Raw genomic sequence first — 12437 nt, forward strand, 5'->3', positions numbered from 1 at the left:
GAGTTTGTTTTCTACTACAAATTAAAGATACGACACTGACAACCTTATGGCAGTGTAAATTAAAAAATCTAAAGATTTTTTTGCTGCCGCTCGTATTCCTCCTGAATCGCCATCAGCTCTGCATTGTTTTCCAGGTCATGTGCCTGATTGGAAGACATCGTCTGGGAAAAAGGAACCGTTTGCATGATAAAATCTTCCTCATGTCCGGGCTTGCTGTAATCGTAAGCCCAGCGGTGAACCACCGGCAGCTCTCCAGGCCAGTTTCCATGAATGTGTTCTACCGGAGTAGTCCATTCCAGGGTATTGGAATCCCATGGATTTTGCGTTGCTTTCTTACCTCTGAAAATAGAATAGAAGAAATTATACAGAAAGGCCACCTGTACCAGTGCTGCAATGATGGCAGCCCAGGTGATCAACACGTTGACCGACATCCATTTCTGCATGAATTCAAATTCTGTAAAAGCATAATACCTTCTCGGCACGCCGTCCAATCCTAAAAAGTACATGGGAAAGAAAACAAGGTATGCACAGGCAAAAGTAACCCAGAAATGGAGGTAGCCTAATTTTTCATTCATCATCCGCCCGAACATTTTCGGGAACCAATGGTAAACTCCTGCCAGCATCCCAAATACGGCTGCTGAGCCCATCACGAGATGGAAATGGCCAACCACAAAATAAGTATCATGCAGGTTGATGTCCAGGACTGCATTTCCCAGATAAATCCCGGTCATCCCTCCTGAAATAAAGAAAGAAACCAAGCCAATCGCAAACATCATAGCTGGTGTAAACCTGATGTTTCCCCTCCATAGCGTAGCCAGATAGTTGAAGGTCTTTACCGCAGAAGGAACGGCAATGATCAACGTGGTGATCATAAACACCCCACCCAGAAAGGGATTCATCCCCGTCACAAACATATGATGCCCCCATACGATAAAGGATAAGATCACAATTCCGATCAGGGAATAGACCATCGCATGGTATCCAAAGATCGGTTTCCGCGCGTTGTTAGAGATCACTTCCGAGGTGAGCCCCAATGCCGGCATGATCACAATATATACTTCCGGATGGCCAAGGAACCAGAACAGGTGTTGCCACAGAATCGGTGATCCACCTTCATTCGGCAATACCTGGGTACCCATCACGATATCAGAAAGGTAGAAACTGGTCCCCATACTTCTGTCAAAGATCAGCAGGATCACCGCCCCGGTTAATACCGGAAAAGACAATAAGGCCATCACCGCAGTCAGGAAAAGTGACCATACGGTCAACGGCAGCCGCCACATGCTCATCCCTCTGGTTCTCATGTTCAGCACAGTACTGATATAGTTAACGTTCCCCATCACTCCGGAGATGATAAAGATAATGATGCTGACCAGCCAAAGGGTCATCCCCAATCCTGAGCCGGAAATCGCTTTGGGCAATACCGACAATGGCGGATAAACCGTCCATCCTGCACTTGCAGGCCCTGTTTCCACAAAACAAGAACCCAGCATCACGAGACAGGCAACCAGGAAAAACCAATAGGAAAGCATGTTCATCAAAGGAGAAGCCATATCTCTGGCGCCAATCTGTAAAGGGATCAGCAGGTTACTAAAGGTTCCGCTCAATCCGCTGGTCAGCACAAAAAAGATCATGATCGTTCCATGGATGGTCACCATGGCCAGGTAAAAGTCCGGTTTGATGCGTCCTCCTTCCGCCCAGTTTCCCAATAACACTTCCAGAATGGGAAATTCTTTGTCCGGCCAGGCCAGCTGTAACCGGAAAAGAACGGACATCAGCATGGCAATCACCGCCATAAAGATCGCAGTGATCAGGAACTGCTTGGCGATCATTTTATGGTCCGTACTAAAGATATATTTTCGGATAAAGGATTGCGGATGTTCCTGGAGTTCCGCACTGGAATTTGTGACTTCTGTATGCATTGATGGATAAAATATAAATACCCTGCAAAAGTCATTTAAACGAACTTTAATCTATGGTAGCAAACTCATATAATATGGTGTAGATTCAAGATTAGGCCTTGTTCTTTCGAAATTCTTCGGGCGTCATACCTACCAGTTTTTTAAAGAACTTGGTAAAATAAGAGTTGTCGTTAAAGCTCAGCTCATCCGAAATCTCAGAAATGGTCATGTCCTGACTCACCAGCAGCCGTTTTGCTTCCAGCAGGATTCTATTCCGGATCACCTCTCCTGCCTGCATCCCCAGGTATTCCTTGCATAAGGCATTTAAGTGATTGGGCGTAATGTACAACAGGTCTGCATAATCTTTGGGCAGCCGCAGGTTCGTGAAATGCTGTTCGATTAATTTCTGAAAGTTCCGCAGCAGGGTATAATTGTAAACCGGGAATTTGTGTTTTTCGGCAGGACTGAGTTGTTGTTCCATCCTCATGAATACATAGAGCAGCATCACACTCACCAGGTCTTTTTGCAGCGGTTTCTCCCGGTTTACCTGTTCATAGATCCGCTCAAAAAAAGCAGTCATTTCTGCTTCCAGATGAGCAGGAATCTGAAAAGCACCATCTTGTGCAATGCCATTCAAAAAGGTAAAGCCATTTAAGAAATCAGGCCTCAGCAATAAAGACTGAAAGAATTCCCTGCTGAAATTAATCACATAACCATCAGGGTTCCCTTCAAATTCCCAGGTATGGATTTGCCCGGGAACCATAAAATAAATGTGCATTGGCCGTACCTCAAAGCGGGTAAAGTCGATAGAATGTGTGCCCGATCCGGAAGTAAACAAAACCAGATGGTAAAAATTATGCCGGTGTGGAAAGGCAAGGCTGCTGTGTTGGTGCAGGTAGTTGGCAAGATGATCTACCAGCAGTTCATCCTCTTTATAACCGGATAAGGTACAGCAGTCGAGAACCGGAATCTGTTTTATCATGCCACAAAGTTATTAGGTTAAAACCTGCGAAAAGCGGTATTAAACCTCCGTTTAATGGTACTTATTACCGACAGATCCTTTAAAACACTAAAAACGGTACTTAATGACCTTTTGAACTCAGTTAAACAACCTTGCTTCGAGGTAAAGAATCAGGGGCATTACAAATTTATGCTTGCGCTCATCTTCATCAGAAATACAAACCAATGCCCAGCCAAAATGGTCTTTTCTTAAACGAAGGAGTTCGGTATGATCAGAAAGGTAAAAGAAATACTCCCCATTGGGATAGGCTTCAAAATACCCCTCTATTTTCTCATTGCCCCTGCCGATGACCACCATTTCTTTCCTCACATACTGAAAATGCATCCTGATGTGATTTTCCAGCGGTTCTTTTTTAGAGGAATCCCCATTTTCTGATAATAGTCTGTTATACCTGTCTATCGCCAGCTTTATAAAAATAACGGCAGGTGCAAAAGCAGACAGAAAGAGAACACTATGACCAGCGAGATGATTCATCTTCCAAAATTAGCGTCCGCTAAAGCCAACGATGGGTATTAATCAAGGTATTAATGGTACAGATTAAATATATCCTAAAATCTTCAGCGCCTGCTTGCTGTTTTGCTCCTCTGCAAAGACCCGGTAATTCAAGGTTTCATCCTTATTCCGGTCGATCAGAATGTGTTTAGGTCCCGGCAAGAGACAATGATGAATTCCTCCAAAACCACTCAGGACCTCCTGGTAAGCTCCGGTATGGAAAAAACCGATGTACTGTGTTTTTCTTGTCTTGGGCATAAAGATTTTGTCGTGCCCGGAATGGTAATAGTCATCCCCATCGCAAGTCATCCCGCCAAGGTAAACCTGTTCCTGCTCCCTTTCCAGGTTGTTCACTGGCAGCAACAGGTATTGCTGTCCGATGGCCCAGGTATCCGGCAAACTGGTGATGAAAGAGCCATCCAGCATCAGCCATTTTTCATTGTGGTTCTGTTGCTTGCGGCCCAGCACCTTGTAGACAATGCCGGAGGCTTCTGCAACAGTATACTTCCCGAACTCGGTGATCAGATCCGGCTCTGCCACCCCATAGACCTGACAAACCGCTTTAATCCTTTGGATAATGCGCGTTACAAAATCGAGGTAGTCAAATTTAAAATCAAAAGAATCCATAAAAGGCATTCCGCCACCGATGTCCAATGTGCTTAACCAGGGATTGATCTGGCTGAGTTTACAATATAACGCAACATGTTTATCCAGCTCCTCCCAGTAAAAACGGGAATCAGAAATACCAGAATCGATAAAGAAATGTAGGGTAGTCAATTTAAAGTTCGTCCTTCCTTCTATTTTGCTGCGGTAAAAATCCAGGATCTCTTCCCTTCTGATCCCCAGTCTGGAAGTATACAGCTGGGAAGTTGGCCGGTCATCAGAAGCAATCCTGACCCCCAGTTTTAGCGGCTGATCTATATGTTCGGTATAGTAATGAAATTCATCTTTATTGTCCAGAATGGGAACGATGTTCCGGTTTCCCGCCCGGATCAGCGCGACAATCCCCTGCTGATAGGCTGCGGTTTTAAATCCGTTACAAATGACCAGCGTATTTTGATCCATTTTACCGGAATCCAGTAATGCACTGAGCAAAGGAATGTCAAAAGCAGAAGAAATTTCAATGCCGATGGGATTGCTGAGCGCCTCATTCAGCACATAACTAAAATGAGAACTCTTCGTACAAAAGCAATAAGTATAGCTGCCTTTGTATTTTTCAGCGGTCATTGCAAGCTGAAAAAGGGCCTGCATGTTTCGGATCTTTTCGCTGATCGAAGGGAGGTAAGTGAAACGCAAGGGTGTTCCATACGTCTCAATTACCTCCAGTAAATTTATCCCATGGAAATGCAGGGCATCATCCGTAGTCTCAAAACCAGCATTTTCCAGCGCAGTGTGTCCGCTGATAAATTCCAAATAGTTCTCCATAGCCATCCCTTTTTTTGGGATGGCAAAAGTAAAACTGAAGCCAGGTAAACTACTGGTGTTTTTCGGACTGAAATTGGTATTAAACCGAGATTGTCTTTAAACTTCAAGTACCAGATCATCGGTATTGACAATCGTACCTTCCTTCAGCACAATCGATTTCACCACACAATCGGCTATTGCCGCAATATTGGACTCCATTTTCATTGCTTCAATCATGAACATCGGTTGATTTTTCTTGACCACATCCCCTGCTTTAACAAAAACCTTCGACAATAGCCCCTGCAGCGGAGAGCCGATATGTGCCGGATTCAGCTTATCTACCTTACGGTTTTCTGCAGTCGTTACCTTCACTGCTTTATCCTGAATTTCGATATTTCTGGTCTGCCCGTTCAGCTTAAAGAAAACCGTACGCATTCCTTTGTCATCTGGCGGGCCAATGGAAAGCAAACGAATCAGCAAGGTTTTACCCTTCGCAATTTCTATCGTTGTTTCTTCTCCCGGCTTCATTCCATAAAAGAAGTACTGCGTAGGAATGACGGAAACATCGCCATATAACCTGAACACCCGGATCGCTTCCGCGGTTACTTTAGGGTAAAACTTGTAAGCCAGGTACATGGTATAGGTTAAATCATCTCCAAACTCCTGCTTAAAGGCTTCAAATTCTGCTTCCAGATGCAGTGGCTCCAGGTGCTTGTTCGGACGGTCGGTAAAAGGAGTCTTGCCTTTCAGCAGGATCTGTTGTAAGGCTACCGGAAAACCACCCGCAGGCTGGCCGATCTCTCCCATAAAGAAGGAAACCACAGATTCCGGAAAAGCAAGCTGTTCTCCTCTGGCAAAAACGTCTTCAGGACTAATGTCGTTGGCCACCATAAACTGGGCCATATCCCCGACCACTTTCGAACTCGGAGTCACTTTCACAATGTCGCCAAACATGGCATTGACATCGGCATAACGCTGTTTAATCAATTCAAACTTATCCCCCAATCCCAACGCGATCGCCTGGGGTTTTAAATTGGAGTACTGTCCCCCGGGAATTTCATGCTCAAACACTTCAGCAGAGCTGGCTTTTAGTCCGGATTCAAAAGGATAGTAATATTCCCTTACGGTTTCCCAATAATTCGAATAGGCGTTTAAAGATTTGATATCATAAGGGTTTTCACGCTCATGGAAACGCATCATTTCTACGATGGCATTAAAGTTCGGCTGTGCCGTGCTGCCGGACAAGGCACCCAACGCGCAGTCAATCACATCAACTCCTGCTTCAATGGCCATCAGATAAGTGGCAGGCTGTAAGGAAGAGGTATCGTGTGTATGTAAATGAATCGGTATTTTAACCGTGTCTTTAAGCGCTTCAATTAAAATTTTAGCGGCATAAGGTTTCAACAGACCTGACATATCTTTAACGCCTAAAATATGGCTTCCTGCATTTTCCAGGTCTTTCGCCATCTTTAGATAATATTCCAGGTTATACTTACTGCGTTTCGGATCCAGAATATCTCCCGTATAACACAATGCGCCCTCAGCCAGGCCTTTTGTCTTTTTGCGGACCATTTCTATGCATGGCGCAATGTTTTCCATCCAGTTTAAGGAATCAAAGATTCTGAAAATATCTACGCCTTTTTCCCAGCTCTTCTCTACAAAAGATTCAATCAGGTTGTCAGGATAAGCCGCATAGCCCACACCATTACAACCACGGATGAGCATTTGAATTAAAATATTGGGCATAGCAGCACGCAATTTTTCCAGTCGCCTCCAGGGATCTTCATGTAAAAAGCGCAGGCAGACATCAAAGGTTGCCCCACCCCAGGCTTCCATACTAAAAGTTTGGGAATGGTCTTTGGCAAAGCCTTCCGCCACTTTGAGCATGTCGTAGGTACGCATCCTGGTGGCCAGCAAAGATTGATGGGCATCCCGGAAAGTCGTATCGGTATAATGTATTTTCTTTTCTGCTTTCAGCCATTTAGAGAAGCCTTCCGGTCCCAGTTCTGTTAACAGGTCTTTGGTCCCTTTTGGATAATCGGCACGATCTACTACCGGCACGACTGGCTTTTCAAGCCGTTTATTTTCATCTACCTCACGGACATCCGGATTCCCGTTTACAGAAACCTCCCCCAGATAAGTGAGAATTCTCGTTCCACGATCCAGCCTCCTTTTCGATTCAAAAAGCTCCGGATGTTCCTGGATAAAATTAACGGTTGCCTTTCCCTGTACAAAGGTGGGGTGGCTGATCAGGCTTTCCAGAAACTGCACATTATTTTTCACTCCCCGAATCCTGAATTCTCTCAGTGCCCGGTGCATTTTCCTGGCTGCATCATCCAGTGTATGGCCGCTGGTACTCACTTTTACCAGCATAGAATCAAAAAACGGACTGATTTTCATCCCGGGATAGGTACTTCCCTCATCCAGCCTGATGCCAAATCCGGTGGCATTTCTATAGGTGATTAAAGTGCCGTAATCAGGTTTAAAATCATCGGCAGGATCTTCTGTCGTGATGCGGCATTGCATGGCAAAGCCATTACAACGGATCGCCTCCTGACTTTTAATCCCAATTTCGGCATCGGCCAGGTGATAACCATCGGCGATGAACAACTGGGTTTTGATGAGGTCAATCCCGGTCACCATTTCTGTCACCGTATGCTCCACCTGAATCCGGGGATTTACTTCAATAAAATAAATATTTTCCTGCTCGTCAATTAAGAATTCAACCGTCCCTACATTATTATACTTTACGGCTTTTGCAATCGAGGTGGCATAATGATACAGCTGATCCCTGGTCTGCTGACTTAAATTCAGAGAAGGTGCCACTTCCACGACTTTTTGAAAACGGCGTTGCACGGAGCAGTCACGTTCAAACAAATGGACCACCTCAGAATAGTTATCCGCCACAATCTGCACCTCAATATGCCTCGGCCGGTTGATGAATTTCTCCAGAAAGACGGTATCATCACCGAAAGCATTCTTTGCTTCACTCCTGGCTTCGAAGAAACTCTTTTTCAGCTGATCATCATTTTGTACGATGCGCATTCCCCGTCCGCCGCCACCCGAAGCGGCCTTGATCATTAAAGGATAACCGATTCGATTGGCTTCAGTTAAAGCCAGTTCAATGGTCTTGAGCTCCACTTCATTGCTTTCAATAATCGGCAGGCCCGCGGTTTTGGCTACCTTCTTTGCCGTAACCTTATCCCCCAATGCCCGCATCACATCCGGTCTGGGACCGATAAATACAATGCCGTTCTCTGCACATTGCGCAGCAAAATCCTCATTTTCCGATAAAAACCCATATCCGGGATGTATGGCATCTGCTCCGCAGTATTTTGCCATCGCAATTATCCCTTTGATATCGAGATAAGGTTTTAAAGGTTCATGATCGGCCCCGATCTGGTAAGCTTCGTCGGCCTTGTACCGGTGGAGGGAATACCTGTCTTCATAAGTATAAACTGCCACGGTCTGGATGTTTAGTTCACTGCATGCCCGTTCAATACGGATCGCGATTTCGCCCCGATTGGCAATCAGTACTTTCTTAATGTTCATAAATTTGGTTGTAGATTGTATCAAAAATATCACATTCCAGTTAAACCAACACTATTAAAATCATTTTATTATCAAGCAGTTATCTTGTAAAAAGTACACTATCCAAATAAACATTCCTTCCAAATAGGGGTAAAAGGGAAACCTGTTGTCACATACCTGAACAGATCAGAAAACAACTAAGACATGTTGAAAAAAAATCCCCTATTGAAGAGCATCCTCATCCTGCTGCTCATTTTATCCGGAGCAGGTGTATTTGCCCAATTAACACCAGTAAATACCATTGATATCAATACCACCTACGTTCCCGAAAGCAAGTACAGACAAAAAGACGGGACCTTACAAAACACCGAAAAAACCCAGAAGCGAATCGACCTCGGCTACAGTTTCATGATCTCCAGCAAGGTAGATACCAGCACCCGAAAAATAGACAGCTGGACCGCAATGATCGATGCAAGTTATACCCAGATGGGCAAACCCTCGAATGCACATGACCTGATGCCCAATCGTTTACTCAGCACACAATTTGCGCTCGTTAACTACCATTCCATAGGCAAGAAATGGGGAATGGTAAAGGTCATCCAGCTCGGCCTAAACACAGACCTCCGGAAATTCGACATTCATGATCTGTTCCTTAGCGGAGGTTTACTATTTATTAAAAACCAGAGTTCCAGATTTTCCTTTGGTTTTGGCGTTTTTGTAGCCAATGCCACCAACGCGCCACTCGTGTTACCGGCAGTTGTCTTTCAGCTGAGAACAGATGGTAAATTTAAATTCAATATAGACCTGCCAACCGAAGTCAGCACCGCTTATGAGATGAGTAAAAAGATGGAATTGAAACTGGCATTAAGGTTCAGGAACCTGAGCTACGACGTAGAAAATAAGGCGAATCCTAAAAAACGTTACCTCAATTACCTGGAACTTCCGCTTGGATTGGAAGGAAAATGGAAAAGCAAACGTTTTGATTTTACCCTGGGAGGCGGATACATGTTTATCAGGGATTTTCAACTTAAAGAAGGCGGCATTAAGAACATGTTTAAAGACGTGCCGACAAATAAATTAAATGGCAATATATACGTCAATGCAGGGATCAGCTACCGGTTAAAGTCAAAATAATAAAACAGAGGGTGCATCATCACTCCTGATCACCCTCTGTCAATTGTCGGCAGCCGAATTTCATTTATTTAAATCGTTTCCAGGTACAATTTCTGCAAATCTCCCGCAGAAATGTCTTTTGCATTTAACGTATGAACCAAGGCAGCCTGACGCATAATTCCAATCCTCGTTCCTACATTTACCGCGTTAAAGATATCATGGGTGGCCATAAATATCGTTTTCCCCGCAGCTGAAAGCTGTTTCACAATTTCGCTGAATTCATGGGTGGCCTTGGGGTCCAATCCGCTCGTTGGCTCATCCATCAGAATCACCGCTGCATTTTTTGCGACAGCAATGGCAATGCCCACCTTCTGCCGCATCCCTTTGCTGTAATTCCCTACCCGTTTATGAAAAGCCTCGGGCTGTAAACCTGCCTGAAGCAAATACTGTTCAAGTTCCACTCTTTTATATTTAAATCCGGCAATCCTGCTAAAGAAATCCAGGTTTTCCAGACTCGTCAGGTTGGCATATAACATCACCACTTCAGGAATATAGGCCAGAAACCGTTTGGTGTCTGCCTGGTTCGGTGAAACCAGTACCCCATTGACCAATGCTTGCCCGGAACTTGCTCCGGTAAATCCCAAAAACAAATTGATGGTGGTGGTTTTCCCAGCGCCGTTTTGTCCCAACAAACAGAACACTTCGCCAGGTTCCACACTCAGGTTCAAGCGGTCAAGGGCAGTTTGGTCCCCGTATTTTTTGGTCAGTTCTATTGCTTGTAACATCATAGGATGGCTTAAAATTTGATACCTACAGAGAATTTCACGTTAAAAGGATCTCCATCAATATAATAGAAATTACGCCCTTCATAAGGATAGCTGGAAATGATGTCACCCGACGACATATACCGCTTCCCAGTCAGGTTATCCGCGATCAAGCGGAAGAAATACTTGTCTTGTACATAACTGATGCCTGCATCAAATTTGGTAAAATCCGGAATGAACTCTCCTTTTTCTGAAGTACTTCGTTTGAGCATCGTCGTTTGTCCCACACTCAGGTTCAGGCTTGCCCTATTCTTTAAAGGGAACTTGTATTGTACCCAGGTATTGAGGATCTGCTGCGGGGTCTGTCCCAACTGTTTACCTACACGTGTAGCATCATCGTCTTTAGTAACCGTCGCTTTTACAAAGGTATAATTGGTCACTAATGAAAGCTGATCGGTGATGTTTCCGATGATATCCAATTCTATTCCATCACTCGTCACCTCGCCCAATTGCTGGGAAAAACCGGGATGCGCCTGATCTGAAACCAAAACATTATTCTTAACGGTATGAAAACCGGTTAAAGTCGTATACAATTTAGAGCTGAACCAGGTCCTTTTCAGCCCCAGCTCCAAACTCCGTCCATGTTGAGGATCAACGGGATCTGATCCGATGAGTTCGTTTGCCGCATTAACAATTGCCCTCTGACCGCTCTGAGGAAAAAAAGACTGATCAAATAAAAAGAAAGCAGTGGTTGCACTATCGATCAGGTAAGTCAGCGTAGCGCGTGGAGAAAGTGCCTTCTGTTTGTAATTATTCGTTTTAACCACCCCTTTAGCATTGGTGGTCATCTTTTCATTGGTATACCAGGTATACCGCGCACCAAGCGTTAACAATAGCTTTTTATGCAATTCAATATTGTCGTAGATAAAGGCGGATTTTAAAAAAGTATTGTTGTTGATCCTGGTAAGACGTGTCGTCTGACGAACCTGACCGGGATCCAGGGTATTTACCGGATTCGACTGCGCATAAGGAAACTCGATCTTTCCATTGTTCAGGACCAGGGAATCCCTGCTATTGGTATAATCGGCGCCAAACAACAACTGATGACTGATCGGACCGGTCTTGATTTTACCATTCGCAAACAACTGGCTGGAAAACGTTTTTCCCGCTCCCCGGTTAAAACTTGCCCTTCTCTTCGTCAGCCCATCAGGTCCAAAGTTTACCATGCTTCCTTTTGAAGTCATGTTCCAACTCGTATAAGGGGCTAACAAATAAGAAGATTGTGAAGTCAGCTGCCAGTTGTCATTGAACTTATGAATGGCGTAAATTCTGCCAGTTTGATTTTCGGTATAGCTGATGGGCAGTCCCCTGCCAGCACTGTAATTCAAACGGATTGGTCCTTTGAGCATATCGACCTCACTGCGTACCTTAACAATCGCCGATCCGTTTTCACTTACCCCGCGTATAAAATCATATTCTGCCAATACATAAGTATTCGGACTGAAATTATACTGCAATACGGGTGCGAACACATATTTCTCTGTACGCAGGTCGTTCAGATAGGTATCCTTATGTTGATATGCGGCATTGAAGCGATAAGAAAAACCTTTTTTCTGAACCTGGGAACCAATATCTACGGAGGTCCGGAAGAGGTTAAAACTGCCGCCATTGACCACTACATTCAATAGTTTTTGCCCTGGTGTTTTGGTCGCAATGTTAATCGTTCCACCCGGTTCACCAAAAGAATTTAAAAATCCTGCAGGACCTTTTACAATCTCTATGCTTTCTATGATCGCTTCGTCATCTATCGATGCCCCATAGCTGAAACGACGTGACATGCCATTGAGTGTAGTAAACGCGGCGAATCCCCGGATTTGAGCCGTAGCGGAATTGTCAAAAGGCGTACTGTTGTATCCGAAATAAACACCACTCGCATTCCTGGCCACATCCCTGAGTTCAAAGCCGCCTTGCTGCTGCAGCAAAGCTGAAGAAACCCTGATGATGTTCTGGGGTGTCTGCAATAAAGGGGTTTGTAGTTTCATGGTATTGGTCAGGGTATCTGCAGAAAGTTTGACCACCCTTTGTTTCAGCACATTGACTTCCTTTAATTTATTAATTTTACGGGATACGGTATCTGTCTTTTGCCCATAACTAAGGGGCTGGTAGATCAAATAAAGGAGGGTTAAGTAAATTATTTTTTTCATTTATGTA

At 44.5% G+C, this 12437-nt stretch carries 8 protein-coding genes; 1 reads left to right on the forward strand and 7 read right to left on the reverse strand.

The window, feature by feature from the left end:
- Window positions 1-68 precede the first annotated feature (68 nt).
- The 5 genes from AAFF35_RS22700 to AAFF35_RS22720 all read right to left on the reverse strand — a co-directional run bounded on the left by AAFF35_RS22700 (window position 69) and on the right by AAFF35_RS22720 (window position 8370).
- A complete protein-coding gene (locus AAFF35_RS22700) occupies window positions 69-1832 on the reverse strand; it encodes a cbb3-type cytochrome c oxidase subunit I (RefSeq protein ID WP_342333372.1) in 1764 nt (587 codons plus the stop codon).
- A gap of 181 nt (window positions 1833-2013) precedes the next feature.
- Window positions 2014-2883 carry an AraC family transcriptional regulator gene (locus AAFF35_RS22705; RefSeq protein ID WP_342328837.1) on the reverse strand — a complete coding sequence of 290 codons (870 nt, stop codon included), beginning with the start codon at window positions 2881-2883 and terminating at the stop codon, window positions 2014-2016.
- Window positions 2884-3000: 117 nt separating this feature from the next.
- On the reverse strand, window positions 3001-3396 hold the full coding sequence (locus AAFF35_RS22710) for a hypothetical protein (protein ID WP_342328838.1): 396 nt from the start codon (window positions 3394-3396) through the stop codon (window positions 3001-3003).
- 63 nt (window positions 3397-3459) lie between these two features.
- Complete coding sequence (locus AAFF35_RS22715; protein WP_342328839.1) at window positions 3460-4839, reverse strand: arginine decarboxylase; 1380 nt, start codon at window positions 4837-4839, stop codon at window positions 3460-3462.
- Between the two features lie 96 nt (window positions 4840-4935).
- Window positions 4936-8370 carry a pyruvate carboxylase gene (locus tag AAFF35_RS22720; protein WP_342328840.1) on the reverse strand — a complete coding sequence of 1145 codons (3435 nt, stop codon included), beginning with the start codon at window positions 8368-8370 and terminating at the stop codon, window positions 4936-4938.
- A 183-nt stretch (window positions 8371-8553) separates the two neighbouring features.
- On the opposite strand from AAFF35_RS22720, the gene AAFF35_RS22725 reads away from it, so the two are divergent.
- Window positions 8554-9483 (forward strand): DUF6268 family outer membrane beta-barrel protein, encoded by a 930-nt coding sequence (locus AAFF35_RS22725; protein ID WP_342328841.1) that lies wholly within the window; start codon window positions 8554-8556, stop codon window positions 9481-9483.
- 68 nt (window positions 9484-9551) lie between these two features.
- Here AAFF35_RS22725 and AAFF35_RS22730 read toward each other — a convergent pair whose 3' ends face one another.
- Together AAFF35_RS22730 and AAFF35_RS22735 are read right to left on the reverse strand one after the other, a co-directional pair.
- Window positions 9552-10250: an ABC transporter ATP-binding protein gene (locus AAFF35_RS22730; RefSeq protein WP_342328842.1), complete on the reverse strand. Its 699-nt coding sequence runs from the start codon at window positions 10248-10250 to the stop codon at window positions 9552-9554.
- Between the two features lie 8 nt (window positions 10251-10258).
- The gene (locus tag AAFF35_RS22735) at window positions 10259-12430 is read right to left on the reverse strand and encodes a TonB-dependent receptor (RefSeq protein WP_342328843.1); all 2172 of its coding nucleotides are present in this window, start codon (window positions 12428-12430) and stop codon (window positions 10259-10261) included.
- Window positions 12431-12437 lie beyond the last annotated feature (7 nt).

The sequence above is a fragment of the Pedobacter sp. FW305-3-2-15-E-R2A2 genome (genome assembly GCF_038446955.1).
Taxonomy (GTDB): Bacteria; Bacteroidota; Bacteroidia; order Sphingobacteriales; family Sphingobacteriaceae; genus Pedobacter.